Source organism: Pimelobacter simplex (assembly GCF_024662235.1).
Classification (GTDB): Bacteria; Actinomycetota; Actinomycetes; order Propionibacteriales; family Nocardioidaceae; genus Nocardioides.
The window spans coordinates 1,354,064-1,380,271 of the sequence record NZ_CP096276.1 but is presented as its reverse complement, the minus strand read 5'-3'; the positions used below and the strand labels follow the sequence as shown (position 1 = coordinate 1,380,271).

Sequence of the window (26,208 nt, the reverse complement as noted above, 5' to 3'; positions counted from 1 at the left end):
CGGTGACGCCTAGCGGGACGCGGCCTCGTCACGGCCCTCGAGCACCGCGAGCGCCAGCCGGTGCGCGGTGGCGAGCGCGTCGTCGTCCCCGAAGAGCTCGCGGCGGGTGTTGGCCGCGACCAGGTAGGCGTCGACCCGGAACGCGGCCTCGCCGGGGTCGGCCACCCCGGCCGCGGTGAGCTCGCGCACGAGCAGGTCGAGCCACTCCTGCTTGAGCGCCCGGACGGCGTCGGCGACCCGGCCGGTGCGGTGGCCGTACTCGGCCGAGGTCGCCGCGACGAAGCAGCCGCCGGGGAACACCTCGGCCCGCAGGTAGCCCACCCAGTGGTCGAGCAGGGCCCGCAGCCGGTCCGCTCCGGGCGCGGACCCCCAGGCGGGAGCGATGACGTGCTCGACGTACAGGAGCCGGGCCTCGGCGACAGCCGCCAGCAGGATCTCCTCGCGGTTGCCGAACACCGTGAGCAGCCCGCTCTTGCTCGCCCCGCTCGCCTCGGCGAGCGTGCCGACGCTGAGCCCGTCGAGGCCCTGGGTGGTCGCGAGCAGCGCCGCGGCCCGGGCCGCGCGCTGCCGGGTCCGGTCGCCGCGGCGACGGCGTCCGTCGGCGGTTTCGGTCATGCGGACAAACTACCCGACCGATCGGACGTAAAGTACCTCCCATGACCACCACCGACGCCCCCGCCCTCCACGAGCAGATCGAGATCGCCGCCGCCCCCGCCGACGTCTGGAGCCTCGTCGCCGACGTCACCCGGATGGCCGAGTGGAGCCCCCAGGTCACCTCGACCCGGCTCGCCGACCCCGACGCCCCCGCCGGCGTCGGCACCCGGTTCACCAACCGCAACGCCCACGGCGAGCTCACCTGGACCACCCACGCCGAGATCACCCGGTACGACGCCGGGCGCTCCCTCGCCTTCCGCATCGACGAGAACTACGTGACCTGGTCCTTCGAGCTCGAGCCGACCACCGACGGCGGCACCCGCCTGCACCAGCGCCGCGACGCACCCGAGGGCATCTCCGAGCTCTCCCGCGAGCTGACCGAGGCGTTCATGGGCGGGCAGGAGGCGTTCACCGTCTCCCAGCGCGCCGGGATGCGCACCACGCTCGAGGGCATCCGCGGGGAGGCGGAAACGCGCTAGACCCATGCCCTAGGGTCGAGAACGTGCCCGACCAGCTGCCGATGTTCCCTCTCAACGCGGTGCTCTACCCGGGGATCAGCGTGCCGTTGCACGTCTTCGAGGACCGCTACCGGGCCCTGGTCCACCACCTGCTGCGCGTGGAGGACCCGGCCGAGCGGCTCTTCGGGTCGGTGGCGATCCGCGAGGGCTACGAGGTCGGCGACCACGGCAACCAGTCGCTCTTCCGGGTCGGGGTCCGGCTCCAGCTGACCGAGGTCGAGTCGCACAGCGACGGCACCTTCGACATCGTCGCGGTGGGCCGCGACCGGATCCAGCTCGACCGGCTCCGCGGCAGCGGCGACTTCCCCGTCGGCGAGATCACCCTGCTCGACGAGCCCTCGGCCGCCGTCCCCCAGGACGTCGTGGAGCGGGCGCGGGCGACCTTCACCGCCTACCGCCACGTCCTCGGCGAGATCGCCGGCGACCCGCTGGAGGGCGAGCTGCCGCGCGACCCGGCGTACCTGGCCTGGACGCTCGCGGCGTGCACGCCGCTGCCGATGGCCGAGCACCAGCAGCTGCTCGAGGCCGCCGACCCGACCGAGCGGCTGATCCTGGTCACCGACCTGCTGCGCTCCGAGCTGCGCGCCATGAACGTGATCACCTCGCTGCCGGCGACCGAGGTCGCGCGCACGAAGTGGTCGCCCAACTGATGGCGAAGAAGAAGCAGGCCACCGGCGGCACGCCGGCGACCACCGCGCTCACCGAGGCCGGGGTGGCGTTCACCGTGCACGAGTACGCCCACGACGCCCGCGCCTCGTCCTACGGCGAGGAGGCGGCCGAGGCGATGGGCATCGACCCCGCGCGCGTGCTCAAGACCCTCTTCGCCGACGTCGACGGCGCGCTCGTGGTCGGCGTCGTACCGGTCTCGGGCCAGCTCGACCTCAAGGCCCTGGCCCGGGCAGTCGAGGGCCGCAAGGCCGTCATGGCCGACCCCAAGGCGGCCGAGCGGGCCACCGGCTATGTCGTCGGCGGCATCTCGCCGCTGGGTCAGCGCAAGGCGCACCCGACCGTCGTCGACGCCTCCGCGCTCGACCACCCGACCGTCTACGTCTCGGCCGGCAAGCGCGGGATGGAGGTCGAGCTCAGCCCTGCTGAGCTGGTACGGATGACGGCTGCGCGGGTGGCGCCGATTCGGCGCTGAGCGAGAGCAGCACGACCAGGTAGCCGAGCAGCGCGCCCACCGGCCAGGCCAGGTAGGGCGTCCAGCCGCTCACGTGCAGGTGCCCGGGCAGCACGTCGCCGATCTTGTGCGAGGCGATGAGCGAGGCCGGGTCGGGCGCGCTGAAGGACTCCCCCAGCAGGTACATGACCAGCGTGCCCAGGCCGGCCCCGACCGCGAGCGCGACCAGGCCGGGCACCGCCACCTTGCGGGCCACCCACCCGGCGACCAGGCCGAGGACGAGCGCGAGGCCGAAGCCGACCGCCACGAACGTCGCCGTACCGTTGAAGTCGCTGGTGATGCCGGGGTCGAACGGGTTGGGGTACCAGTGCGGGCCTGCCGTGGTGTCGTAGATCTTGCCCTGGGGCGCCGGGCCCCACCAGGTCCACCACAGCCAGCCGCCGGCCGCGCCCAGGAGCGCCCCCAGCACCGGCGGTACGGCGAGCGCACCGGTCAGGTCGCGGCGGTTCATCCGGCCAGGCACCCGGGGCCGAGGAGCTGCTTGAGATCGGCGAACAGCGCCGAGGAGGGAGTCACCCGGAGATTGTCCCCCAGGCGCATGAGCTTGGTGGAGTCCCGGCTCAACAGCTGCAGGCGCACCTCGGTCAGCCCGGCGTGGGTGCTGAGCACCTCGCGCAGCTGGGCAACCACCGGACCGGTGCAGCGCGTGGAGGGCAGGCTGATCACGACCGGACCGTCGCTGCTGCGCTCCAGGTCCGGGACGGTGACCTCCTGGCCGCGCAGCTGGGCGGTGTCGCGCTCGGTGTCGAGCTGGCCGCGGACCCGGATGATCGCGTCCTCGGTCAGGTAGGGCGCGGCGAGGCGGTAGCTGCTGGGGAACAGCAGCACGTCGATGCCACCCTCGAGGTCCTCGAGGGTGACCGTGGCCCACGGGTCGCCGTTCTTGGTGATCTTGCGCTGGATGCCGGTGACCAGGCCGGCCACGGTGACCGTGGAGTTGTGCGGGCGGTCCTCGTCGGTGACCAGCTGGCCGATGGTGCAGTCGGTGCCGTTGGACAGCACGTGCTCCAGGCCGAGCAGCGGGTGGTCGGAGACGTAGAGGCCGAGCATCTCCCGCTCGTGGCCGAGCAGGGTCATCTTGTCCCACTCGTCGAGGTCGGGGATGGCCACGCTCACGCCGAATCCGCCGCTGCCGTCGTCGTCGTCACCGAGACCGGCGAAGAGCGAGTCCTGGCCGATCGCCTCGTTGCGCTTGATGTCGACGTACTGGTCGACGGCGGTCTCGTGGATCGCCACCAGCGCGCGCCGCTTGTGCTTCATGTCGTCGAAGGCGCCGGCCTTGATCAGCGAGTCGATGACCCGCTTGTTGCACACCGAGGCGGGGACCTTGGACAGGAAGTCGTTGAAGTCGGTGAACCGGTCCTGGGTGCTGCGGGTCTCGACCACGCCGTCGACGACATTGGAGCCGACGTTGCGGATGGCGGTGAGGCCGAAGCGGATGTCCTGGCCGACGGCGGTGAAGTTGTGCGCGGACTCGTTGACGTCGGGCGGCAGCACCTGGATCTTCATCCGGCGGCACTCGTTGAGGTAGATGGCCATCTTGTCCTTGTCGTCCTTGACGGACGTGAGGAGCGCGGCCATGTACTCGGTCGGGTAGTTCGCCTTGAGGTACGCCGTCCAGTAGGTGATGACGCCGTAGGCGGCCGAGTGCGACTTGTTGAAGGCGTAGTCGGAGAACGGGAGCAGGATCTCCCAGAGCTGGTCGATCGCCTTCTGCGGGTAGCCCCGCTCGAGCATGCCGGCCTGGAACCCGGCGTACTGCTTGTCGAGCTCCTCCTTCTTCTTCTTGCCCATCGCGCGGCGCAGGTTGTCGGCGGCACCCAGGGTGAAGCCGGCCAGCACCTGGGCGATGGCCATCACCTGCTCCTGGTAGACGATCAGGCCGTAGGTCTCACCCAGCACCGGCTCGAGCGCCTCGGCGAGCGCCGGGTGGATCGGCTCGATCTCCTCGCGGCCGTTCTTGCGGCGTGCGTACTTGTTGTGGGAGTCGGCGCCCATCGGGCCCGGGCGGTAGAGCGCGGAGACGGCGGTGATGTCGGCGAACTTGTCGGGCTGCATCGAGCGCAGCAGGGCCCGCATGCCGCCACCATCGAGCTGGAAGACGCCGAGGGTGTCACCGCGACCCATCAGCTGGTAGGTGGCCAGGTCGTCGAAGGGCAGCTCCTCGAGGACGACGTCCTCGTCCCGGTTGGCTTTGATGTTGCCGAGGGCGTCCTCGAGGATGCGCAGGTTGGACAGACCCAGGAAGTCCATCTTGACCAGGCCCAGCGACTCGCACATCGGGTAGTCGAACTGGGTGATCACCGCGCCGTCCTGGGGACGGGCCATGATCGGCACGATGTCGATGAGCGGCTCGCTGGACATGATCACGCCGGCCGCGTGCACGCCCCAGTTGCGGATCTGGCCCTCGAGGCCCAGCGCCGTCTGGTAGATCGTGCGGACGTCGCCGTCGGACTCGTAGAGCGCGCGGAACTCGCCGCCGTCGTTGTAGCGCTTGTGGTCGGCGTTGAAGATCTCCTTGAGCGGCACGCCCTTGCCCATGACGTCGGGCGGCATCGCCTTGGTGATCTTGTCGCCGATCGCGAAGCCGTGGTCGAGCACGCGCGCGGCGTCCTTGATCGCGGCCTTGGACTTGAGCCGGCCGAAGGTGGCGATCTGGGCGACGCGCTCGGCGCCGTACTTGTCGCTGACGTACTGGATGACCTCGCCACGGCGGGCATCGTCGAAGTCGATGTCGAAGTCGGGCATCGAGGGACGCTCGGGGTTGAGGAAGCGCTCGAAGAACAGGCCGTGCTCCAGCGGGCACAGGTCGGTGATGCTCAGCGCGTAGGCCGCGATCGAGCCCGCACCGGAGCCACGCCCCGGACCCACCCGGATGCCGTTGCGCTTGGACCACTGGATGAAGTCGGCGACCACGAGGTAGTAGCCGCAGTAGCCCTTCTGCGAGATGATCGCGAGCTCCATCTCGACCCGGTCCTTGACCTCCTGGTCGAGCCGGTCGCCGGGGTAGCGCGCCTCGATGCCGCGCCAGACCTCCTTGCGGAACCAGGACTCCTCGGTCTCGCCCGCGGGCACCTCGGCCCGGGCCATGTAGCCGCCGGTGGACTCGGTGAACTCGACGTTGCAGCGCTCGGCGATGGCGACGGTGTTGTCGCAGGCCTCGGGCATGCCGAACCGGTCGGCCCACAGCTCGCGCATCTCGGCCGCGGACTTGATGTAGTAGCCGCCGCCGTCGAACTTGAGCCGGTTGGGGTCGGAGAGGCGCTTGCCGGAGGCGACGCAGATCAGGGCGTCGTGGGCGTCGGCGTCGTCGGGGTTGTTGTAGTGGGAGTCGTTGGTGGCGATCGGCGGGATCCCGAGGTCCTTGCCGAGCCGGATCAGGTCGTCGCGGACCCGCTTCTCGATGGAGATGCCGTGGTCCATCAGCTCGAGGAAGACGTTCTCCTTGCCGAAGATGTCCTGCAGCTCGGAGCCCTCGCGCAGCGCCTCGTCGTACTGGCCCAGCCGGAGCCGGGTCTGGATCGCGCCGCTGGGGCAGCCGGTGGAGACGATGAGGCCCTTGCTGTGCTCGGCGAGGATCTCCTTGTCCATCCGCGGCTTGTAGAAGTAGCCCTCCAGGCTCGAGCGCGACGAGAGCCGGAACAGGTTGTGCATGCCCTCGGTGTTCTCGGCCCACATCGTCATGTGGGTGTAGGCGCCACCGCCGGCGACGTCGTTGCCGCCCTCCTCGGCACCGTCGGCGCCGTTGGCCTTGCCCCAGCGGACGCGGCGGCGCTCGCCGCGCGGCGTACCGGGGGTGATGTAGGCCTCGATGCCGATGATCGGCTTGACGCCGTACTTGTTGGCCTTGGAGTAGAAGTCGTAGGCGCCGTGCAGGTTGCCGTGGTCGGTCATCGCGATCGACGACATGCCGAGGTCGTTGACGCGCGTGAACAGCCCGTCGAGAAGCGACGCCCCGTCGAGCATGGAGTACTCGGTGTGGACGTGCAGGTGGACGAAGTCCCCGGCGTCAGCAGCCATGTGTGGTTCGGCTCTCCTCAAAGGTCAAGGGTGGTCGCTCGGGGAAGAGGACCAGCCTACGTGACAGTGGTGTCGACTCTAGGTCGACCCTCCGACAGATCCGGCCGGCCACTCCATCCGCAGGTCCGGGGCCCGTTCCTCGTTCTCGGAACCGTCGGTGTGCTCGCGCTCGAGGAGCCCGCGCGCGGCGTAGAACGCGCGTGCCGGGAGGTTCTGCTCGAAGACCCAGAGGCTGAACCCGTCCGGGTGGCGGGCCTTGACCAGGTCGAGCAGCGCGGCGCCCACACCCTGGCCCTGGTGGGCCGGGTCGACGTACAGGTCGTCGAGCCAGGTGCGGGTGAACCGGGCGTAGCCGACCACCCGCTCGCCGTCCTCGGCCACCCAGGTCTCGCTGTCGCCCAGGCGCGCGGTCAGGTAGGCACGGACCTCGTCGGGGCCGTGGATGCCCGGCGGCATCGGCGCCGCGGCGCGGGCCGCGAGCTGGACCGCGGCCATCGCCGCGACGTCCGCCGCGCGGGCCGGACGCAGGATCAGCCCAGGCTCAGTGGGCGTCACGGATGACGTCGAGCGCGTGCGCGAGGTCGTCGGGGTAGGTCGACTCGTACTCGACGTACTCCCCCGTCTCGGGGTGCTCGAAGCCCAGCTTGACCGCGTGGAGCCACTGGCGCTCCAGGCCCACCCGGCGGGCCAGGACGGGGTCGGCGCCGTAGGTGATGTCGCCGACGCAGGGGTGCTTGAGCGCGCTCATGTGCACCCGGATCTGGTGGGTGCGCCCGGTCTCCAGGTGCACCTCGAGCAGGCTGGCGAAGCGGTGCGCCTCGAGCGTCTCGTAGTGGGTGACGCTGTGCCGGCCGTCGTCCATGACCGCGAACTTGTAGTCATAGCGCGGGTGCCGCCCGATGGGGGCGTCGATCGTGCCCTCCAGCGGGTCCGGGTGACCCTGGACGAGCGCGTGGTAGGTCTTGTCGACCGTGCGGTTGCGGAAGGCGTTCTTGAGCACCGAGTAGGCGTGCTCGGACTTGGCGATCACCATGACCCCCGACGTACCGACGTCGAGGCGCTGGACGATGCCCTCGCGCTCCTTGGCCCCCGAGGTGGAGATCCGGAAGCCCGCACCGGCCAGGTGCCCGACCACGGTCTGCCCGCGCCAGCCCGGCGAGGGGTGCACGGCGACGCCCACCGGCTTGTCGATCACGACGATCGCGTCGTCGTCGTGGATGATCTTGATGCCCTCGACGATCTCGGGGACCACCTCGAGCAGGTCGACCTCGGCCGGGATGGCCACGTCGAGCACCGAGCCCGCCAGCAGCCGCTCGCTCTTGCCGCTGACCTCGCCCCCGTCGACCCGCACCCGGTCGTCGGCGATCAGCTCGGCCGCACGCGTCCGGGAGACCCCGAACAGCTGAGCCATCGCCACGTCGACCCGCTCGCCGTCCAGGCTCTCGGGGACCGGCAGGGTGCGGTGCTCGGCCGTGCTCACGACTGCTGCTCCTTCTCGGTCTTCTCGACCCGGCGGCCGTCGAGACCCACGCCGCGGAACACCTGCAGCAGGATCAGCGCGACGCCCACGTTGATGGACATGTCGGCGATGTTGAAGATCGGCCAGTTCGGCAGCATCAGGAAGTCCACCACGTGCCCGCGGAAGGGACTCGGCGCCCGGAACAGCCGGTCGATCAGGTTGCCGTCGATCCCTGCCAGCAACAGCCCCAGCGCGACCGCCCACAGCGGACTCACCACCCGCCGGCTGATCCACAGCACGACCAGCGTCGCGGTGATCGCCAGGCAGGACAGGACCACGGTGAACCGGGTCCCCAGGCTGAACGCCGCCCCCGGGTTGTAGGTCAGGTGCAGCTGGAGGATCTCGCCGACCACCTCGACGTCCGGCTCACCGGTGAGGTGACGGACCGCGAGGACCTTGGCGACCTGGTCGACGACGACCACCAGGACCGCGACGGACAGGAACAGCGCCCACGCCCGCGGAGCGGCCAGGAGGCGCCGGGAACCTGCGGTGCCGGGACCGTCGGGGCCCTCGTCGCGGTCGTCTACCGGCGTTCCTCGCGCTGCTTGCATGTCATGCACAGTGTGGCACGCGGGAACGCCATCAGCCGCATCTTGCCGATCGGGTTCCCGCACGACTCGCACACGCCGTACGTGCCGTCGTCGATGCGCGCCAGCGCCCGATCGATCTGCGCCAGCTTCTCCCGCTCGTGGTTGAGCACGGTCAGCTCGTGGTCCCGCTCGAAGCTCGTCGCCCCGAGGTCCGCCTGGTCCTGCCCGGCACCGTCCCCAGAGTCACGCAGCAGCCCGGACAGGTCCGCCGCCTGCTCGGCCAGGATCTGGGCACTCTCCTCGCGCTGGTCGTGCAGCTCGCGGAGCACCTCGGCCAGCTCGGCCTTGGACCAGGCCTCCTCGTGGTCGAGGACGACCAGGCGGGCGGGGGTGGTCTTCTTGGCCGCGGTCTTCTTGGCCGGCGCGGCGGTCTTCTTGGCGGGCGCCGCCGGGGCCTTCTTGGCCGGGGCGGGGGCCGGGGCGGCCTTCTTGGCGGGGGTCTTCGCTGGGGTCTTGGTCACGGTGGCCGGGGCCTTCTTGGTGGTCTTCTTCGCGGGCGCCGGCGCCTTCTTGACCGGAGCGGGTGCGGACTTCTTGGCCGCTGCCTTCTTGGCGGGGGCCGGTGCGGCCTTCTTGGCCGGCGCGGCGGTCTTCTTGGCCGGGGCCGGCGCTGCCTTCTTGGCCGCTGCCTTCTTGGCCGGGGCCGGTGCGGACTTCTTGGCCGCCGCCTTCTTCGCCGGGGCCGGCGCGGCCTTCTTGGCCGCCGCCTTCTTGGCCGGGGCCGGCGCTGCCTTCTTGGCCGCCGCCTTCTTCGCCGGGGCCGCCTTCTTCGCCGGGGCCGCCTTCTTGGCAGCCGCCTTCTTGGCGGGAGCCGCGGGGGCCGCAGCAGCCTTCCGGGGGCGGATGATCTTCCGCGCGGCGGACGCGGCCTGACCGGCCAACGACTTCTTCGTGCTGCGGGCCATGACGGACTCCTCAGAGGCATCATCCCGCGGCCGGCAGGCTGCGGGCGTGCTGCGGAGGGTAACGGGTGGAACCCAGGTCACCAAGCAGGCTCACCGCGAAGACGCGAACCGGCCGGTCCGCGCGAGGCGGGACCGGCCGGTTCGGGTGTGGTCAGCAGACCGAGCGTGAGGCTCGGACTCAGGCCTCTTCCTCGCCCAGGATGGAGCGCAGCCGCTTGGGGGCGGGAGCCTCCTCCGCGGGAGCGAGGGTGTCACCCGGGGTCTGCAGCGACTCGAGCTGCTGGGTGAAGTAGCTCTTGAGACGCGAGCGGTACTCGCGCTCGAAGGAGCGCAGCGTCTCGACCTCGGCGGAGAGCTTGTCGCGCTCCTTCTCCAGGTCCCCGAACAGCTGGGTACGACGCTCGGCGGTCTCGCTGTCGAGCATCTCGGCGCGGGTCCGGGCGTCGGACTCGAGGCGGTCGGCCTTGACCTTGGCCTCGGACTCGAGGCGCTCGGACTTGGTCCGGGCCTCGCCGACGATCTTGTCGGCCTCGTTCTTGGCGTCCTCGACGAGCTCGTCCGCGTTGCGCGTGGCGATCTCGAGCAGACGCGCCGCGGCGTTGGACGCCTCGGGCACGGTCTCGACCCGGATCGTCTCGATCCCACCGGTCGCGGCAGGCGCGGCGACGGGAGCCGGGACGACGGGCTCGACCGGGGCGGGCACCTCGACGGGAGCCGCCACGGGAGCCGGGACCGGCGCGGGAGCCGGCGGCTCGGGCGCGAGCTGGGGCACGGGGGCGAGCTGGGTCGGCGCGTCGAAAGCGGCCGAGGATCCGGCCTGCGCAGCCGCGAGCTTCGCGCGGAGATCGTCGTTCTCCTGGGTCAGCCGAGCAAGCTCAGCCTCGACCTCATCCAGGAACTGGTCGACCTCGCCCATGTCGTAGCCCTCGCGCAGCCGAACCGGCGTAAAGCGCTTGTTGCTCACGTCCTCAGGCGTCAGCGGCATGACCTCACCTATCTACGAAGATTCATCGACAGTCTGTCTCACCGAACGATAGCGCCTGCCTCGTAGAAGCCGTCATCCACCGTCCGGGCGGGAGGGGGTCCGGTTGTCGACCCCCGCCCCGGGTGCGTTCAGTAAAGCAGCGTGGAACGGTTCACGGCCAACAGGATGTAGGCCAGGATCATCACCAGGAAGAAGCTCAGGTCGAGGGCGAAATTCCCGATCCGGATCGGCTTGATCACCTTGCGCAGTGCCTTGATCGGCGGATCGGTCACCGAGTAGGACAGCTCCAGGAACACCAGCAGCAGACCCCGGGGCTCCCAGCCGCGGGCGAACACCTGCACCCAGTCGGTGATGAGGCGGACCCACAAGAATCCGATGAAGGCGAAGAGCACGCCCTCGATGATCCAGCCGACGATCGTCACGCCTGAAACCTATCGGGTACGCCGAACCCGCCCGAGGGCACCCGGGCGGGTTCGAGGAGGAGACGGGGGGCTGCTCAGCTCTGGTTGAAGAAACCGCCGGTGTCGGCGATCCGCTGCTTGTCCTCGGCCGCGACCGTGACATTGGGCGGCGAGAGCAGGAAGACCTTGTTGGTGACCCGCTCGATGTTGCCGCGGGTCGCGAAGATCAGACCGGCCGCGAAGTCGACCAGGCGCTTGGCGTCGGAGTCGTCCATCTCGCTGAGGTTCATGATCACCGGGATGCCCTCGCGGTACTCCTCGCCGACCGCCCGCGCGTCGTTGTACGTCGTGGGCTGCAGCGTGACGATCCGGGAGAAGTCGGCGATCACCGGCTGCGAGGCGACGGCGACGGGACGCCGGCGCTCCTCGAGGTCGGCGACCGAGGCGGGCCGGGGCTCGGGGTCGGACGGGACGGCGCGCACGGCCCGCGTCGGCCGGGCGTCGCGATCACGGTCGCGGTCCCGGGCCGGCTCGTTGACCTCGTCGTCGTACTCGTCATAGCCGGTGTCTTCCAGCAGGCCGAGGTACTCACCGATCCTGCGCATCGCACCGCTCATGACTGTTGCCTCCGTGATTCCCGCCCCTGGGGCTCAGGGACCTCTGGTGGTGTTGTGGACATTACTGGACCGTGGGCCTCGAACCGAGGACCGCGGTGCCGACGCGCACGTGTGTCGCGCCGACGGTGATCGCGGCCTCCAGGTCGCCGCTCATGCCGGCGGAGAGGAGGGTCGCGTCGGGGTGCCGGGCGAGGAAGTCGGCGCGGATCCCGGCGAGCCGGGAGAAGGCCAGCGCGGGGTCCTCGTCGAGGGGTGCGACGGCCATCAGGCCGCGCAGGTGGAGCCCGTTCGCGCGGGCGACCTCGTCAGCCAGGGCGGGCACCGTGGCCGGGTCCGCGCCGAAGCGGTGCTCGCGTCCGGGCGGGTCGAGGCTGACCTGGAGCAGGACGTCGACCTCGCGCCCGGCGTCCTCGGCGCCGCGGGCCAGCCGGCCGACCAGGGCGGTGCGGTCGACGGACTCCACGACCTGGGCGTAGCGGGCGACGGCGGCGGCCTTGTTGGACTGCAGCCCGCCGATGAAGTGCCAGCGCAGCGGCAGGTCGGCGCACTCGGCGGCCTTGGCCTCGGCCTCCTGGTGCCGGTTCTCCCCCACGTCGACGACGCCGAGCTCGGCGAGCAGGCGCACGTCGGTGGCCGGGAAGTACTTGGTGACCACGACGAGCGCGACCTCGTCGGGGGCGCGGCCGGCGTCGGTCGCGGCGCGTGCGATGCGGTCGTGGACGGCGGCCAGGTTGGCGCGCAGGTCGTCGAGGCGGCTCATCGGCGCCACACCAGCCCCGCGAAGCGGCCCGAGCGCTCGCCGTCGCGGCGGTAGGAGTGGAAGCGCTCGTCCTCGAGGGTGCAGCCCGGCACCACCGTGACCGGTACGCCGGCCGCGGCGAGCTGGGCGGCGACCCCGGCGCCGAGGTCGAGCGCGGGCGTGCCCTGCCGGGTCTCGGCGTACGTCGCGGGGACCGCGGCGGCGACCTCGTCGCGCATCGCGGCCGGCACCTCGTAGCAGCGCCCGCACACGTGCGGGCCGACCCAGGCACGGACGTCGGTGGCGCCGAGGGCGCGCATCTGCTCGACGGTGCGGGTGACGACATCGAGCTCGACCCCGCGGCGCCCGGCGTGGGCGACCCCGAGGACGCCCGTGGCGGCGTCGGCGAGGACCACGGGGACGCAGTCGGCGACCCGGACCACCAGCGCCACGCCGGGCGCCGTGGTGACGGCCGCGTCGGCCTCGGGGACCGGTCCGGAGCCGTCGGCGACCACGGCGACGCCGGCGCCGTGCACCTGGCGCAGCCGGACGGGCGCGACGTCGAGGTCGGCGGCGAGCGCGCTCAGGGTCGCGTCGAGGCCCGGGCCCTCCTGGAGGTCGAGCGAGGCGTCGGTGAACGCGACCGCGACCCGGCCCCCGTCAGCGGGGGCCGGGCCGAGGTCGAGGTCGTCACGGAAGGCGAACACGACTCACTTGAGGAAGTCGGGGACGTCGAGGTCGTCGCCGTCGTCGAACTGCATCGGCTTCGGGGTGGTGCTGCGCGCACCGACCGGCTGCGGCTCGGCAGCCGGGGCGGCCTGCTCGGTCGACGCCGGCGCGGGAGCCGCGGCAGCGGGCTCCGGGCGACGGCTGGCGACCGCACCGGCGGCGGCCCCGGGTCCGGCCGGCTGGGCCGCGGCGCGGGCGTCGCGGCGCGCGGCGCTCTCGTCGCGGCGCTTGGGCAGCCCGCCGTCGAAGCCGGCCGCGATCACGGTGACCCGGACCTCGTCGCCGAGGGCGTCGTCGATGATCGTGCCGAAGATGATGTTGGCGTCCTCGTGGACGGCGTCGGCGACCATGGCCGCGGCCTCGTTGATCTCGAAGATGCCGAGGTCGGAGCCACCGGCGATCGAGAGCAGGACGCCGTGGGCGCCGTCGATCGAGGCCTCCAGCAGCGGGCTGCTGATCGCCATCTCGGCGGCGGCGAGCGCGCGGTCCTCACCGCGGGCCGAGCCGATGCCCATGAGCGCGGAGCCGGCGTTGCTCATGACCGCCTTGACGTCGGCGAAGTCGACGTTGATCAGACCCGGGGTCGTGATCAGGTCGGTGATGCCCGAGACGCCCTGGAGCAGCACCTGGTCGGCCTGCTTGAAGGCGTCGAGCATCGACACGTTGCGGTCGGAGATCTGCAGGAGCCGGTCGTTGGGGATGACGATGAGGGTGTCGACCTCCTCGCGGAGGCGCTCGATGCCCTCGTCGGCCGACTTCTTGCGGCGCGCACCCTCGAAGGTGAACGGGCGCGTGACGACGCCGATGGTCAGCGCGCCGAGCGAGCGGGCGATCCGGGCCACGACGGGCGCGCCGCCGGTACCGGTGCCGCCGCCCTCACCGGCGGTCACGAAGACCATGTCGGCGCCCTTGAGCACCTCCTCGATCTCCTCGGCGTGGTCCTCGGCGGCCTTGCCGCCCACGTCGGGGTTGGCGCCGGCACCCAGACCGCGGGTGAGCTCGCGCCCGATGTCGAGCTTGACGTCCGCGTCGCTCATGAGCAGCGCCTGCGCGTCGGTGTTGATCGCGATGAACTCGACACCCTTGAGGCCGACCTCGATCATCCGGTTGACGGCGTTGACGCCGCCCCCACCGATGCCGACGACCTTGATGATGGCCAGGTAGTTCTGTGCAGCTGCCACGGCGGCGTCACCTTTCCAGAGGTGTTTCGATCAGTTGTCGTCGTCTGTGTCGTCGAGCTCGATCTCGAGCCAGGCGGTCGGCCACCCTTCCCCGATGGCCGTCCGGCGTGGGTGCCACAACCCTGACCCTCAACCTGAGGGTTATAGTTATGTCAACCTCGTCGTGTCCATGACAGTAGGTACGCCGGGGCGCTCCCCGGCGCAGACACGCCGCACCCCGCCCGATTTAGCGGGTGGTCGGGGCTCCGGGGACCGAGACGTCGTACACCTGGGCCTTGCGGTCGAGCAGCTCGAGCAGCACCGCGGCCTTGTCGTCGGCCTGGTCCGCACTCCCCCAGCGCACCAGGCGGCCGTCGCGCAGGTGGAGCAGGATCTCGTCGACGGTCTGCGCCTCGACGAAGTCGACGAGCTCGGTGACCTGGGGGTCGAGCGCGGCGACGACGTGGGCGCCCTCGACCAGCGCGTCGCCGGAGGCACCGGGCCCGATCTTGACCCGCGGCAGCCCGGCGGGGGCCTTGGCCAGCCGCCCGAAGGCGACACCGCCGGCGTCGAGGTTGGTGAGCCGGTCGCCCCGGTCGAGGACGGCGATCGGGGTGCGCTCGACGACCACGATGCGCACCTGGTGGGGCCACTTGCGCGAGACGTCCACGCTCTTGACCGTGGCCAGGGCCTTGACCCGCAGCTCGATCGCCTGGAGGTCGACGGTCGCGAGCGGTCCCCCGGTGGGTACGTCGGCGACGGCGAGGACCTGCTTGTCGCTGAGCTGGGCGTTGCCGACCAGGTCGACCCCCTCGGTACGCAGCCACGAGGAGAAGTAGAGGGCGTAGACGCCGAACCCGATCGCGCCGACGAGCACGAAGGCGGCGAGCAGGTAGCGCCAGGTCAGCCAGCGCCGGGCGCGCTGGCGCCGGGCGAAGGCCTTGCGGGTGCGCTCGAGGGTGTCGGCGGCCCCGCCGCGCGGCCGCTTCTCGCGGGCCTTGCCCCTAGCCATCGCCCCGCTCCGCGAGCGCAGCGACCAGGGCGGGCGCGATCGTGGTGACATCGCCCGCGCCGAGGGTGAGCACGAGGTCGCCGGGGCGGGCGATGCCCCCCAGCACCTCCAGTACGGCGGACCGGTCGGCCACGAAGCGGACCTGCTCCGCCGGCAGCGGCACCGCGGCGGCCACCAGCGCACCGGTCACCGCGGGGTCGGGGTCCTCGCGGGCGACGTAGACGTCGAGCAGCACGACCTCGTCGGCCGCGCCGAGCTCGTGACCCATCTCGGCACCGAAGATCCGGGTGCGCGAGACCAGGTGCGGCTGGAAGCAGACGACCAGGCGGCCCTCGTCACCCACCAGCGAGCGGGCGGCCTCGAGGTCGCCGCGGATCTCGCTGGGGTGGTGGGCGTAGGAGTCGTAGACCCGGACCCCGGCCGCGGTGCCGACGTGCTCCATGCGGCGCTTGGCACCGCGGTGCCGGGCCAGGCCGCGGACCAGGTCGGCCGGCTCGGCCCCGAGGTCGAGACCGACGGCGAGCGCGAGGAGCGCGTCCTGGGCGTAGTGGCGCCCGGGCACGCCGAGCTCGACCCGGCCCAGGTCGACGTCGCCGACCTCGACCCGGAAGGTCGTCGTACCGCCGGACATCACGAGCTCGCTGCCGCGCACGGCAGCACCCTCGGCGAAGCCGGCGCCGGCCACACCGGTCCCGTCGACGACCAGCGCGGCGGCGCCGGCGTCGTCGGTGTTGACGACCGCGCCGGCGGAGGCGCCCTCGACGAAGCGGGCGAACGCGTCGGCGTAGGCCTCGGGCGTGCCCCAGTGGTCGAGGTGGTCGGCGTCGACGTTGGTGACGACGGCGATCTCGGGGGTGTAGACGAGGAAGGCGCCGTCGGACTCGTCGGCCTCGACGACGGCGACGTCGCCGGTGCCGAGCCGGGCGTTGGTGCCCAGGCTGGCGACCTCGGCGCCGATGGCGAAGGTCGGGTCGAGCCCGGCCTCCTGGAGCGCGACGGTGAGCATCGCGGTGGTCGTGGTCTTGCCGTGGGTGCCGCCGACGGCGACGACGCGGCGTCCGAGCAGCACCGACTGCAGGCCGGCCGAGCGCGGCCACAGCCGCAGTCCCCGCGCGAGCGCGGCGACGATCTCGGGGTTGTCCTCGCGGGCGGCCGTGGTGGCGATGACCGTGTCGACGCCGTCGAGGTGGGCGGCGTCGTGGCCGACGTGGACGGTGATCCCCTCGGAGCGCAGCGCCGCGACGACCGCGGAGTCGTGGGCGTCGCTGCCGCTCACCGCGACGCCGGACTGGTGCATCAGCCGGGCGATGGCCGAGAGACCCGCACCGCCGATGCCGACGAGGTGGACCCGGCCGAGCCGGTCGGCGGGGAGGATCTCGTCGGGGACCGGGATCTTCACCGGCGCGCTCCGGCGGCGACGTCCCGGATGATCCGGGCGAGCTGGTCGTCGGCGTCGCGCGGGACCAGCTCGGAGGCGGCGGCGCCCATCCGGGCCAGGCGCTCGGCGTCGCGGACCAGCGCGGGGACGGTGTCGGCGACGTAGTCGGCGCTGAACGAGGCGTCCTCGACCAGCAGCGCTCCCCCGGCCTCGACGACCGGGCGGGCGTTGAGGGCCTGCTCGCCGTTGCCGATGGGCAGCGGCACGAAGATCGCCGGTACGCCGCTCGACGCGGCCTCGACCACGCTGGAGGCGCCGGAGCGGCAGACCATGAGGTCGGCGGCGGCCAGGGCGTAGTCCATCCGCTCGACGAACGGCAGCACGACGTAGGGGACGCCGGTCGCGACGGGCGCGGACCAGCTCGGGTCGCTGGCGCCGTTGGGACCGATCACGTGGAGCACCTGGACGCCGGCCGAGCCGAGCGCCGCGGCGGCGCCGCTGATCGCCTGGTTGAGCCGGCGCGCGCCCTGGGAGCCGCCGGTCACCACGAGCGTGGGCAGCTCGGGGTCGAGGCCGAAGAACGCCCGCGCCTCACCGCGCAGGGCGGCCCGGTCGAGGGTGCTGATCATCCGGCGCACGGGCAGACCGACGTACTCGGCCTTCTTCAGGGGCGTGTCGGGGAAGCTCACCGCGACCCGGGTCGCGATCCGGGCGCCGAACTTGTTGGCGACGCCGGGCAGCGCGTTCTGCTCGTGCACGACCAGGGGCAGCTTGCGCCGGCGCGCGGCGAGGTAGGCCGGCATCGACACGTAGCCGCCGTAGCCGACGATCACGTCGGGCCGGACGTCGTCGACGACGTCGAGGGCCGCCTTGACCGCGGCGCGCAGCCGCTGGGGCACCAGGGCGAGGTCCTTGCCGGGCTTGCGCGGCAGCGGCACCGGCGGCACCAGCCGCAGCGGGTACCCGGCCGCGGGCACGACCTTGTTCTCCAGGCCCCGGGGCGTGCCCAGGCAGGTGATCTCGACGTCGGGGTCGAGTCGGCGCAGCGCGTCGGCGGTCGCGAGCAGCGGCGAGGTGTGCCCCGCCGTCCCCCCACCGGCCAGAAGAATCCTCACGGGGAGAACCTATCCGCGCGCCGACAGACCGGCCGACCGGGCCCGCCGCCGTTGCGCCAGCGCGCGCGCCGCCGCGGGTTCGCGCCGGGCGAAGCCGATCACCAGGCCCAGCGCGGCCAGGGTCGGCAGCAGGCTCGAGCCGCCGTAGGAGACCAGGGGCAGGGGGATGCCGATGACGGGAAGCATGGCGAGCACCATGCCGACGTTGATCATCATCTGGCCGATCAGCCAGACCATGATCCCGAAGGTGCAGTAGCGCACGAACGGCTGCGTGGTCTCGCGCGCGACCCGCAGGCCGGCGTACGCGATGACCAGGAAGAGCCCGATCACCAGCAGCGTGCCGACCAGGCCGAGCTCCTCGCCGAGGACGGCGAAGATGAAGTCGGTGTGGGCCTCGGGCAGCGAGCCCCACTTCTGCTGGCTGGCGCCGATGCCCTCGCCGAAGATGCCCCCGCTGGACATCGCGTAGAGACCGTGGGCCGGCTGCCAGCCCGTCGAGTGGTAGATGTCCTCGCGCAGGGGGTTGGTGAAGCTCGAGATGCGCGCCATGCGGACCGGGTTGGTCGCGGCCAGCGCCAGCGCGAGGACGCTGACCACGAGGAAGCTCATCACGAACAGCCGCGCCGGGGCGCCGACCACCCAGAGCATCGCGACGAGCAGAGCGAAGAAGATGAGCGCCGTACCGAGGTCGCGGCCGACCACGACCAGGCCGGTGGCCAGGATCATCCCGGGCACCACCGGCACCAGCATCTGGTGCAGGTTCCCGAGGCGGCGTTCCTTGTTGGCGTAGATGTGGCTGGCCCAGATGACCAGCGAGAGCTTGGCGATCTCGGAGGGCTGGATCTGCACCGGGCCCAGGGCGAGCCAGTTGGTGTTGCCGTTGACCTCGACGCCGACGAGCGCGGTCAGGCCGAGCAGGATCAACGAGATCGAGAACGCCGGGTAGGCCAGCCCGCGCACCCACTTGATCGAGACCCGGGAGGCGATGAACGCGCACGGGATGCCGAGCGCGACCCACATCACCTGGCGCTTGACGATCGTGTACGAGTCCCCCGTCGCCCGGTACGACGACACGCTCGACGCGCTGAGCACCATGATCAGGCCGATGGTGAGCAGCAGCGCGGTGGCGCCGAGGAGCAGGTAGTACGTCGTCAGCGGCCGGTCGAGCGCGTCCTTGAGCGTGCGGGTCCACCCGGTGCGAGTGCTGCTGGAGCGGACCTCGCGCAGCGTGCGGAGCGAGGGCAGCCGGCCCAGCCGCGGGCGCGGCACGCGGCGCAGGAGACCGGAGAGACCCGGCCGGGTGCGCTCGGGGTTCGCAGTGGTGATGACGACCCCCTCGCTCCCGTTCCGGTCCTGCTCAGCTCGTGCCGACGTGCTCCCGTACCGCGGTGGCGAAGGCATCGCCTCGTGCGGCGTAGTCGGTGAACTGGTCCATCGAGGCGCATCCCGGCGCCAGCAGCACGGTGTCGCCCGGCTGGGCGGCCTCGGCCGCGGTCGCCACGACCCGCCTCATCAGGTCGTCACCGACTGCCCCACCAGTCTCAGGGGTCTCGACCTGGAACACCGGCACATCGGGTGCGTGTCGCGAAAGCGCGTCGGCGATCACCTGGCGGTCGCGGCCGATGAGGACGACGGCCCGCAGCCGGTCCCCCACGCTGCTCACGAGGCCGTCGAAGTGCGCCCCCTTGGCCAGTCCCCCGGCGACCCACACGACCGGTGCGAACGCCGCCAGCGACGAGGCCGCCGCGTGGGGGTTGGTCGCCTTGGAGTCGTCGACCCAGGTGATCGCGTCGTGCTCGGCGACGACCGCGATCCGGTGGCCGTCGGGACGGAAGGCGCGCAGCCCGTCGCGCACCGCGGCCTGGCTGATGCCGTGGGCCCGGGCGAGCGCCGCCGCGGCGAGCGCGTTGGCGACGAAGTGGGGGGCGGTCGAGGCCAGGTCGTCGAGGGTGCACAGCTCGGCCGCGCTCGATTCGCGCTGCTCGATGAAGGCGCGGTCGACGAGGATGTCCTCGACCACGCCGAGCATGCCGACGGCGGGCATCCCGAGGGTGAACCCGATCGCCCGGGCGCCCTCGACCACGTCGGCCTCGCGGACCAGGTCCTCGGTCACCGGGTCGGCGACGTTGTAGACGCAGGCGCGCTCGACGTTCTGGTAGATCCGGCCCTTGTCGCGGGCGTAGTCGTCCATCCCGGCCGGGCCGTCGTACCAGTCGAGGTGGTCCTCGGCGACGTTGAGGACGACGGCGCTCTCGGCCGCCATCGAGTCGGTGTAGTGGAGCTGGAAGCTCGACAGCTCGACCGCGATGACGTCGTAGGGCTCGGGGTCCATGACCGCCTCGGTCAGCGGCAGCCCGACGTTGCCGGCCGCGACGCTGCGCAGGCCCGCGGCGCGCAGGATGCTGTCGAGCATCTGCACGGTCGTGGTCTTGCCGTTGGTTCCGGTGATGCACAGCCACGGCGCGGGCCGGTCGGGGTCGCGCAGGCGCCAGGCCAGCTCCACCTCCCCCCACACCGGTACGCCGCGCTCGCGCGCCGCCACGATGATCGGGGCGTCGGGCCGGAAGCCCGGCGAGACGACGAGCAGGTCGGCCTCCTCGGGCAGCGCCGCGGTCGCCCCCTCGTGGATGTCGATGGTCGCGCCGAGCACCTCGAGCAGCTCGGCACGCTCGAGGATCCGCGGGTGCGCGCTCTCGGCGACCGCGTGGACGCTCGCGCCGAGGTGGAGCAGGTTGTCGACCGCGGCCGCGCCGCTGGTGCCGAAGCCGGCGACGACCGCCCGCACGCCCTCCCAGGAGTCCTTGCGCCCGAGCGTGGAGACGTCGGTCGTCACAGTCGCGACACCCACTCGGCGTAGAAGATCCCGAGGCCGGTGGCGACGAAGAGGCCGGTGATGATCCAGAACCGGATCACCACGGTGACCTGCTCCCACCCGAGCATCTCGAAGTGGTGGTGGATCGGCGCCATCCGGAAGATCCGCCGGCCCTTGGTGAGCTTGAAGAAGCCGACCTGCATCATCACCGAGACCGTCTCGAGGACGAACAGGCCGCCCAGGATGACCAGCAGCAGCTCGGTCCGGGTCAGGATCGCGAAGCCGGCCAGGGCGCTGCCGAGCGCCAGCGAGCCGGTGTCGCCCATGAAGATCTTGGCCGGTGAGGCGTTCCACCACAGGAAGCCGAAGCAGGCCCCGGTGATCGCCGCGGCGATGATCGCCAGGTCGAGTGGGTCACGCACGTTGTAGCAGCTGGCGCTGGGCTGCTCCTGGCAGAACTGGTTGCTCTGCCAGATGTTCACCAGCGTGTAGGCGCCGAAGACCATCACCGAGGCGCCGGCCGCGAGGCCGTCGAGCCCGTCGGTGAGGTTGACCGCGTTGCTGAAGCCCGCGACGAAGAGCCAGATCAGCAGGATCGCCAGGATCGTGGGCAGCACGAACCAGTCGAGCTCGCGCAGGAACGAGACCTTCTCGCTGGCCGGCGTGCGGCCGTGGGAGTCCTCGAGCCAGGGCGAGAGCGCCAACCAGCCGAAGACCAGCGCGATCACGGTCTGCCCGGCCATCTTGGCCTTGCTGCGCAGACCGAGGCTGCGCTGCTTGTAGATCTTGATGAAGTCGTCGAGGAAGCCGACCAGGCCCATCCCGACGAACAGGAAGAGCAGCAGCAGCGCCGAGGCGCTGGGCGTGGTCATCGTGATCAGCTTGGCCAGGAAGTAGCCGACCACCGCCGCCAGGATGATCACGACGCCGCCCATGGTGGGCGTGCCGCGCTTGGTGTGGTGGCTGGTCGGTCCGTCGTCGCGGATCTCCTGGCCGTAGCCCAGCTTGGTGAACGCGTTGATCGCCACCCGGGTGCCGAGCAGCGAGATCAGCAGGGCGATGCCACCGCCGAGCAGGATCGCTCTCACGCCGTCGTCTCCTCCAGGATCGCCTGTGCCACCACTTCCAAGGCGACGCCGCGCGACGCCTTGACGAGGACGACGTCCTCCGGACCGGCATTCTGCCGCACCCAGGCCTCGGCTTCGTCCCGCCCCGCCGTGACGATCACCTCACCGGTGCCTCCGGAGGCTCCGTCGGCGATGCCGCGGGCCGCTTCGGTGACGACCACCACGACGTCGACGCCGAGCTCGGCGGCCGTCGTACCGACGGCGCGGTGGGCGGCGTCGTGCTCGTCGCCGAGCTCGCGCATCTCGCCCAGCACCGCGACCGTACGGCGCGGACGGCTCGCGTCCCCGCGCCCGATCGCGACCAGCGCCTCGAGCGCGGCGCGCATGGAGTCGGGGTTGGCGTTGTAGGCGTCGTTGACCAGCACCAGCCCGTCGGCGCGCTCGGTGACCTCCATCCGCCAGCGCGAGGCGGCGTCGGCCTCGCCCAGCGCCACGGCGACCTCGGCGAGCGGCAGCCCCGCGGCGAGCGCCATCGCGGCGGCCGCGGCGGCGTTGGGGACCTGGTGCAGCCCGCTCTGGCGCAGTTGCACGGGGTGGGACTCGCCGTCGTGGACCAGCACGAAGCCGGGCCGGCCGCGCTCGTCGAGGCGGACGTCGTGCCAGCGCACGTCTCCGGACGTGCCGAAGGTGACCACCGCGGCCCCGGTCCGCGCCGCCATCGGCGCGACCAGCGGGTCGTCGGCGTTGAGCACGGCGGTCCCGCCGGCGGGCAGCGCCTCGACGATCTCGCCCTTGGCCCGGGCGATCTGGTCGCGTCCGCCGAACTCGCCGACGTGGGCGGTGCCGACGTTGAGCACCGCGGCGATGTGCGGCGGCGCGATCTCGCACAGGTAGGAGATGTGGCCCACGCCGCGCGCGCCCATCTCGACCACGAGGTGCCGGGTCCCGGCGTCGGCGTGCAGCACGGTCAGGGGGACGCCGAGCTCGTTGTTGTGGTTGGCCGTGGTCGCCACGACGCTCCCGGCGCCGCCGAGCGTGCGCAGCACCGCGGCGAGGTAGTCCTTGGTCCCGGTCTTGCCCTGGGAGCCGGTCATCGCCAGCACGACGGGGTCGAGCCGGTCGAGCACGTGGCGGGCGAGCACGCCCAGGGCGACCACGGGGTCGGCGACGACGACGGTGGGCGCGGTCGTGGGCCGGCTGCCGAGCACGGCGTGCGCGCCGTCGGCGTAGGCATGGCCGTCGACCCGCTCCCCCACGACGGCGACGAAGAGGCCGTCGGCGACCGGCGTCCGGCTGTCGAGGTAGGCCGGACCAGCGACCGTGACGTCCTCGCCGTGGAGGGTTCCGCCGGTGACGGCCGCGATCTCGGAGAGCCGCAGCGGGATCATCGCGCGCCGCCGGCGAGCTCGGCGAGCACCTCGCGCACGACCTCGCGGTCGTCGAACGGGTGCACCACGCCGGCGACCTCCTGGCCGGTCTCGTGGCCCTTGCCGGCGACCAGGACGACGTCGCCGTCGCCCGCGAGCGCGAGCGCCTCGCCGATCGCCGTACGGCGGTCGCCGATCTCGCGGACCTCGGCGGTGCCGGTGCGGGCACCGGCCAGCACCTCGGCCCGGATCGCGGCGGGGTCCTCGGTGCGCGGGTTGTCGTCGGTGACGACGACGAGGTCGGCCAGCTCGGCCGCGATCGCCCCCATCACCGGGCGCTTGCCGCGGTCGCGGTCTCCCCCTGCACCGATCACGACGATCAGCCTGCCACGGGTGACCGGGCGCAGCGTGCGCAGGACGGCGTCGACCGCGTCGGGCTTGTGGGCGTAATCGACGACCACCGTCAGGTCGCGGTCGGTGGGGATCCGCTCCAGGCGCCCGGGGACGCCGCCGGAGCGGGCGATCCCGTCGGCGACCGCCTGCGGGTCGAAGCCGGCCTCGGCCGCCGCGGCGATCGCGGCGAGCGCGTTGGCGACGTTGAACTCACCGGCGAGCGGCACCCGTCCGGGCACGCGGACCCCGCCGGGGCCGTGCACGACGAAGGAGGACCCGTCGGGACCGAGCACGACCTCGCGCACGGTCCAGTCGGCGGCGCGGTCGTCGCCGACGGCGTAGGTGCGGATCGGGACCGACGCCTCGGTCACCAGCCGGCGGCCGTGCTCGTCGTCGACGCAGACCAGCCCGAGCCGCGCGTGCGCGGGGGTGAAGAGCGTCGCCTTGGCCTGGAAGTAGTCCTCGACGTCGGCGTGGAAGTCGAGGTGGTCGCGGCCCAGGTTGGTGAAGACGGCCACGTCGAAGACGACCCCGTCGACCCGGCCCATCACCAGCGCGTGGCTGGAGACCTCCATCGCGCAGGCGCTCACGTCGAGCTCGCGCATCCGGGCGAAGAGAGCGTGCAGGTCGGGCGCCTCGGGCGTGGTGAGGGAGGTCTTGACCTCCTCGCCGGCGATCCGGGTGCCGACCGTGCCGATCGCGGCGCTGCGGACGCCGGCCGCGAGCAGCCCGCCGTCGAGCAGCCGGGTCACGGTGGTCTTGCCCTGGGTGCCGGTCACGCCGATGGTGCGCAGCGCGGCGGCCGGGTGGCCGTAGACCGACGCCGCGGTCTCCCCCAGCACCGCGCGGGGGTGGGCCACGACGAGCGCGGGCAGGCCGGAGTCACGCGCGAGCGCGGCTCCCTCGGCATCGGTGAGGATCGCGACCGCGCCCGACTCGGCCGCCTGGACGGCGAAGCGCGCGCCGTGGGCGCGGGCGCCGGCCAGGCCGGCGTACAGGTCGCCGGGGCGGACCCGGCGCGAGTCGAGGGTGATCCCGGTGACGACGACGTCCGGGTAGGCCCCCGCCAGGCCCAGCGCCCGGGCCACGTCCACCAGGGGCGTGGCGGGCGGGTGCGCGGGGCGCGCGGCGAGGGTGGGGTCCGGGGCACTCACCACGTCACCGGCGTCTGGTTGGGCTTGGCCCCGGTCGGCGCCACGCCGTAGCGGCGCAGCGTGTAGCTCATCAGCTCGGCGAAGGCCGGGCCCGCGGTGCTGCCACCGCCGCTGCCCGCGCGCGGCTTGTGCACCACGACGTAGACGGTGAAGCGGGGCTCGTCGGCCGGCGCGAAGCCGGCGAAGGAGACGGTGGTCGAGCCGTCGTACCCGCGGCCGTCGTCGCCGACGCGCTGGGCGGTTCCGGTCTTGCCCGCGACCCGGTAGCCGGGGATCGCCGCCTTGGGGGCGACGCCGGCGTCGGGGTCGACCACGCGCTCCATCATGAGCATCGTCTCGTGCGCGGCCTTCTCGCTGATCACCCGGCGGGTGGTCGCGTTGTCGGTGCCGACGCTCGCGCCACCGTCGGTGGTCGCCGAGCCGCGCACCAGGCTGGGGTCGATCCGCACGCCGCCGTTGGCGATCGTGTTGACCGCGGCCGCCATCTGCAGGGCGTTGACCGAGAGCGACTGGCCGAAGGCGATGCGGTCGCCGACCTGGGAGGTCCACGCCGCGCCCTGGGGCAGGAGGCCGTTGGTCTCGCCGGCGAGGCCGACGCCGGTGCGGCTACCGAGCCCGAAGCGCTGGAGGTACTGGCGCAGCTGGCCGTTCTTGAACTGGTCGGCGGCGAGCACGGTGCCGATGTTGGAGGACTTGGCCAGGATGCCGGCCAGGGTCAGCTTGAGCGTGGGGTGGTCCCAGTAGTCGCCGATCGGCTTGTCCTGGCGGAAGAGCTTGGGCGGGACCTTGAACTTCTGGTCCTTGTAGGCGAGCCCGGCGTCGATGAGGGCGCTCATCGTGAGCACCTTCTCGACCGAGCCCGGCTCGTAGACGTCGGTCAGCGCGGCCGACTTGTAGAGCTCCTTGTCGCCGGCGTTGCGATAGGGGTCCGACGCGTCGTACGTCGGGTAGTCGGCCAGCGCCAGCACCTCACCGGTGCGGCTGTCCATGACCACGGCGATGCCCGACTCGCCGCCGGCGCCGACGACGGTCTTCTGCAGCACTCGCTGGGCGTAGAACTGCAGGTCGCTGTCGATCGTCAGCCGCAGCATCTTGCCGTCGACCGCCGGGGTGATCGTGTTGTCGCCGAGCGGGATCTGGTTGCCGGCGCCGCGGGTGAAGCGAGCCTTGCCGTCCTTGCCCGAGAGGTACTTGTTGAACGAGGCCTCGAGCCCGGCGAGCGGCTGGGCAGCGCCCTTGTTGGTCGGCGTCCCGAGGAACCCGAGCAGGTTGGCCGCGACCGAGCGGCTCGGGTAGACCCGCAGCGGGTCGCGGCGTACGGACAGACCGGAGAACGGGTTGCCCTTGTCGTCCTTGAACTGCTCGCGGATCTCGTCGACGACCTGCTCGGCCTTGCTCGCCGGGACCTGGCGGGCGAGGTACTCGAACCGGCTGCCCTCGGCGCGCAGCCGCTTGAGCGCCTCGAAGTAGTCGATGCCCAGCCTGTCGGCCAGGATCGTGGCCAGCTCGGGGGCGACCTTGCTGGTCACCTTGGGGTCGGCGACGATCATCCGGCCGTCGACGCTCTCGGCGAGCGGACGGCCCTTGCGGTCGACGATCTCGCCACGGGTCGCCGGGAGCACCACGTTGGTGGTGCCCTCGGCGGCGGCCATCTGGGCGTACGAGCGCGGGTCGACGCCCTGGAGCTGGACCAGGCGCGCGGCGAACACCGAGAGCACCATCGCGATGATCAGGAACCCGATCTGCATCCGGCGGTGCGGCGAGCCGCGCCGGACCTCACCGGTACGGCGCAGGAGACGGCTGGTCTTCGGTCGGCTCAACGGTCGCTCTCTGGTCGCTCTCGGTCACTCTCGGGTCGCGGAAGGCGGGGACCACCAACTTACGGCGAGACGG

At 72.2% G+C, this 26,208-nt stretch carries 25 protein-coding genes; 3 read left to right on the top strand and 22 right to left on the bottom strand.

Features of this window, described 5'->3' with window-relative positions:
• Nucleotides 1-9: 9 nt before the first annotated feature.
• The gene (locus tag M0M48_RS06655; RefSeq protein ID WP_215815137.1) at nucleotides 10-615 is read right to left on the bottom strand and encodes a TetR/AcrR family transcriptional regulator; all 606 of its coding nucleotides are present in this window, start codon (nucleotides 613-615) and stop codon (nucleotides 10-12) included.
• 41 nt (nucleotides 616-656) lie between these two features.
• On the opposite strand from M0M48_RS06655, the gene M0M48_RS06650 reads away from it, so the two are divergent.
• From M0M48_RS06650 to ybaK, 3 genes are read left to right on the top strand one after another with little or no spacing between them, the layout of a single operon-like run.
• Nucleotides 657-1,133 (top strand): SRPBCC family protein, encoded by a 477-nt coding sequence (locus M0M48_RS06650; protein WP_215815138.1) that lies wholly within the window; start codon nucleotides 657-659, stop codon nucleotides 1,131-1,133.
• Between the two features lie 23 nt (nucleotides 1,134-1,156).
• Nucleotides 1,157-1,822 (top strand): LON peptidase substrate-binding domain-containing protein, encoded by a 666-nt coding sequence (locus M0M48_RS06645; protein WP_257750533.1) that lies wholly within the window; start codon nucleotides 1,157-1,159, stop codon nucleotides 1,820-1,822.
• On the top strand, nucleotides 1,822-2,313 hold the full coding sequence (gene ybaK / locus M0M48_RS06640; RefSeq protein WP_257750532.1) for a Cys-tRNA(Pro) deacylase: 492 nt from the start codon (nucleotides 1,822-1,824) through the stop codon (nucleotides 2,311-2,313). The genes M0M48_RS06645 and ybaK overlap by 1 nt, the downstream gene beginning before the upstream one ends.
• On the opposite strand, the gene M0M48_RS06635 is transcribed toward ybaK, so the two are convergent.
• The 21 genes from M0M48_RS06635 to M0M48_RS06535 all read right to left on the bottom strand — a co-directional run bounded on the left by M0M48_RS06635 (nucleotide 2,255) and on the right by M0M48_RS06535 (nucleotide 26,135).
• Entirely contained in the window at nucleotides 2,255-2,803 is a 549-nt protein-coding gene (locus M0M48_RS06635) for a hypothetical protein (RefSeq protein ID WP_215815141.1), read from the bottom strand. The genes ybaK and M0M48_RS06635 overlap by 59 nt on opposite strands.
• The gene (gene dnaE, locus M0M48_RS06630) at nucleotides 2,800-6,372 is read right to left on the bottom strand and encodes a DNA polymerase III subunit alpha (protein WP_215815142.1); all 3,573 of its coding nucleotides are present in this window, start codon (nucleotides 6,370-6,372) and stop codon (nucleotides 2,800-2,802) included. The genes M0M48_RS06635 and dnaE overlap by 4 nt, the downstream gene beginning before the upstream one ends.
• A gap of 78 nt (nucleotides 6,373-6,450) precedes the next feature.
• On the bottom strand, nucleotides 6,451-6,927 hold the full coding sequence (locus M0M48_RS06625; RefSeq protein ID WP_257750531.1) for a GNAT family N-acetyltransferase: 477 nt from the start codon (nucleotides 6,925-6,927) through the stop codon (nucleotides 6,451-6,453).
• Nucleotides 6,914-7,852: an RluA family pseudouridine synthase gene (locus M0M48_RS06620; RefSeq protein ID WP_215815144.1), complete on the bottom strand. Its 939-nt coding sequence runs from the start codon at nucleotides 7,850-7,852 to the stop codon at nucleotides 6,914-6,916. The genes M0M48_RS06625 and M0M48_RS06620 overlap by 14 nt, the downstream gene beginning before the upstream one ends.
• A complete protein-coding gene (gene lspA, locus M0M48_RS06615) occupies nucleotides 7,849-8,442 on the bottom strand; it encodes a signal peptidase II (RefSeq protein ID WP_215815145.1) in 594 nt (197 codons plus the stop codon). Before lspA ends, M0M48_RS06620 begins: the two co-directional genes overlap by 4 nt.
• Nucleotides 8,415-9,386 carry a TraR/DksA family transcriptional regulator gene (locus M0M48_RS06610; protein WP_257750530.1) on the bottom strand — a complete coding sequence of 324 codons (972 nt, stop codon included), beginning with the start codon at nucleotides 9,384-9,386 and terminating at the stop codon, nucleotides 8,415-8,417. Before M0M48_RS06610 ends, lspA begins: the two co-directional genes overlap by 28 nt.
• A gap of 178 nt (nucleotides 9,387-9,564) precedes the next feature.
• A complete protein-coding gene (locus M0M48_RS06605) occupies nucleotides 9,565-10,371 on the bottom strand; it encodes a DivIVA domain-containing protein (RefSeq protein WP_215815147.1) in 807 nt (268 codons plus the stop codon).
• Nucleotides 10,372-10,499: 128 nt separating this feature from the next.
• Nucleotides 10,500-10,793 carry a YggT family protein gene (locus M0M48_RS06600; protein ID WP_215815148.1) on the bottom strand — a complete coding sequence of 98 codons (294 nt, stop codon included), beginning with the start codon at nucleotides 10,791-10,793 and terminating at the stop codon, nucleotides 10,500-10,502.
• A gap of 74 nt (nucleotides 10,794-10,867) precedes the next feature.
• Nucleotides 10,868-11,389 (bottom strand): cell division protein SepF, encoded by a 522-nt coding sequence (locus tag M0M48_RS06595; protein ID WP_215815149.1) that lies wholly within the window; start codon nucleotides 11,387-11,389, stop codon nucleotides 10,868-10,870.
• A gap of 61 nt (nucleotides 11,390-11,450) precedes the next feature.
• Nucleotides 11,451-12,149: a YggS family pyridoxal phosphate-dependent enzyme gene (locus tag M0M48_RS06590; RefSeq protein WP_215815150.1), complete on the bottom strand. Its 699-nt coding sequence runs from the start codon at nucleotides 12,147-12,149 to the stop codon at nucleotides 11,451-11,453.
• A complete protein-coding gene (gene pgeF / locus M0M48_RS06585; RefSeq protein WP_257750529.1) occupies nucleotides 12,146-12,835 on the bottom strand; it encodes a peptidoglycan editing factor PgeF in 690 nt (229 codons plus the stop codon). The genes M0M48_RS06590 and pgeF overlap by 4 nt, the downstream gene beginning before the upstream one ends.
• Before the next feature lie 3 nt (nucleotides 12,836-12,838).
• The gene (gene ftsZ, locus M0M48_RS06580) at nucleotides 12,839-14,038 is read right to left on the bottom strand and encodes a cell division protein FtsZ (protein ID WP_257759318.1); all 1,200 of its coding nucleotides are present in this window, start codon (nucleotides 14,036-14,038) and stop codon (nucleotides 12,839-12,841) included.
• A 226-nt stretch (nucleotides 14,039-14,264) separates the two neighbouring features.
• The gene (locus M0M48_RS06575; protein WP_257750528.1) at nucleotides 14,265-15,029 is read right to left on the bottom strand and encodes a cell division protein FtsQ/DivIB; all 765 of its coding nucleotides are present in this window, start codon (nucleotides 15,027-15,029) and stop codon (nucleotides 14,265-14,267) included.
• The gene (gene murC, locus M0M48_RS06570; RefSeq protein WP_257750527.1) at nucleotides 15,022-16,428 is read right to left on the bottom strand and encodes a UDP-N-acetylmuramate--L-alanine ligase; all 1,407 of its coding nucleotides are present in this window, start codon (nucleotides 16,426-16,428) and stop codon (nucleotides 15,022-15,024) included. Before murC ends, M0M48_RS06575 begins: the two co-directional genes overlap by 8 nt.
• Nucleotides 16,425-17,522, bottom strand: coding sequence for an undecaprenyldiphospho-muramoylpentapeptide beta-N-acetylglucosaminyltransferase (gene murG / locus M0M48_RS06565; RefSeq protein ID WP_257750526.1), 1,098 nt, complete (start codon nucleotides 17,520-17,522; stop codon nucleotides 16,425-16,427). The genes murC and murG overlap by 4 nt, the downstream gene beginning before the upstream one ends.
• A gap of 9 nt (nucleotides 17,523-17,531) precedes the next feature.
• Nucleotides 17,532-18,791 (bottom strand): putative lipid II flippase FtsW, encoded by a 1,260-nt coding sequence (ftsW, locus tag M0M48_RS06560; RefSeq protein WP_257750525.1) that lies wholly within the window; start codon nucleotides 18,789-18,791, stop codon nucleotides 17,532-17,534.
• An 88-nt stretch (nucleotides 18,792-18,879) separates the two neighbouring features.
• Nucleotides 18,880-20,355 (bottom strand): UDP-N-acetylmuramoyl-L-alanine--D-glutamate ligase, encoded by a 1,476-nt coding sequence (gene murD, locus M0M48_RS06555; protein WP_257750524.1) that lies wholly within the window; start codon nucleotides 20,353-20,355, stop codon nucleotides 18,880-18,882.
• Nucleotides 20,352-21,422, bottom strand: a complete 1,071-nt coding sequence (gene mraY / locus M0M48_RS06550; RefSeq protein ID WP_215815157.1) for a phospho-N-acetylmuramoyl-pentapeptide-transferase — start codon at nucleotides 21,420-21,422, stop codon at nucleotides 20,352-20,354. The genes murD and mraY overlap by 4 nt, the downstream gene beginning before the upstream one ends.
• Nucleotides 21,419-22,789 (bottom strand): UDP-N-acetylmuramoyl-tripeptide--D-alanyl-D-alanine ligase, encoded by a 1,371-nt coding sequence (locus M0M48_RS06545; protein WP_257750523.1) that lies wholly within the window; start codon nucleotides 22,787-22,789, stop codon nucleotides 21,419-21,421. Before M0M48_RS06545 ends, mraY begins: the two co-directional genes overlap by 4 nt.
• Nucleotides 22,786-24,318 (bottom strand): UDP-N-acetylmuramoyl-L-alanyl-D-glutamate--2,6-diaminopimelate ligase, encoded by a 1,533-nt coding sequence (locus M0M48_RS06540; protein ID WP_445323404.1) that lies wholly within the window; start codon nucleotides 24,316-24,318, stop codon nucleotides 22,786-22,788. The genes M0M48_RS06545 and M0M48_RS06540 overlap by 4 nt, the downstream gene beginning before the upstream one ends.
• A complete protein-coding gene (locus M0M48_RS06535; RefSeq protein WP_257750521.1) occupies nucleotides 24,312-26,135 on the bottom strand; it encodes a peptidoglycan D,D-transpeptidase FtsI family protein in 1,824 nt (607 codons plus the stop codon). The genes M0M48_RS06540 and M0M48_RS06535 overlap by 7 nt, the downstream gene beginning before the upstream one ends.
• Nucleotides 26,136-26,208: the final 73 nt, after the last annotated feature.

Excerpts from the sequence above, each read along its gene's own strand:
- M0M48_RS06655 (WP_215815137.1), bottom strand. The coding sequence starts at position 615 with ATGACCGAAACCGCCGACGGACGCCGTCGCCGCGGCGACCGGACCCGG.
- M0M48_RS06650 (WP_215815138.1), top strand. The coding sequence starts at position 657 with ATGACCACCACCGACGCCCCCGCCCTCCACGAGCAGATCGAGATCGCC.
- ybaK (WP_257750532.1), top strand. The coding sequence starts at position 1,822 with ATGGCGAAGAAGAAGCAGGCCACCGGCGGCACGCCGGCGACCACCGCG.
- M0M48_RS06635 (WP_215815141.1), bottom strand. The coding sequence starts at position 2,803 with ATGAACCGCCGCGACCTGACCGGTGCGCTCGCCGTACCGCCGGTGCTG.
- dnaE (WP_215815142.1), bottom strand. The coding sequence starts at position 6,372 with ATGGCTGCTGACGCCGGGGACTTCGTCCACCTGCACGTCCACACCGAG.
- lspA (WP_215815145.1), bottom strand. The coding sequence starts at position 8,442 with ATGCAAGCAGCGCGAGGAACGCCGGTAGACGACCGCGACGAGGGCCCC.
- M0M48_RS06610 (WP_257750530.1), bottom strand. The coding sequence starts at position 9,386 with ATGGCCCGCAGCACGAAGAAGTCGTTGGCCGGTCAGGCCGCGTCCGCC.
- M0M48_RS06605 (WP_215815147.1), bottom strand. The coding sequence starts at position 10,371 with ATGCCGCTGACGCCTGAGGACGTGAGCAACAAGCGCTTTACGCCGGTT.
- M0M48_RS06595 (WP_215815149.1), bottom strand. The coding sequence starts at position 11,389 with ATGAGCGGTGCGATGCGCAGGATCGGTGAGTACCTCGGCCTGCTGGAA.
- M0M48_RS06590 (WP_215815150.1), bottom strand. The coding sequence starts at position 12,149 with ATGAGCCGCCTCGACGACCTGCGCGCCAACCTGGCCGCCGTCCACGAC.
- M0M48_RS06575 (WP_257750528.1), bottom strand. The coding sequence starts at position 15,029 with ATGGCTAGGGGCAAGGCCCGCGAGAAGCGGCCGCGCGGCGGGGCCGCC.
- M0M48_RS06545 (WP_257750523.1), bottom strand. The coding sequence starts at position 22,789 with ATGATCCCGCTGCGGCTCTCCGAGATCGCGGCCGTCACCGGCGGAACC.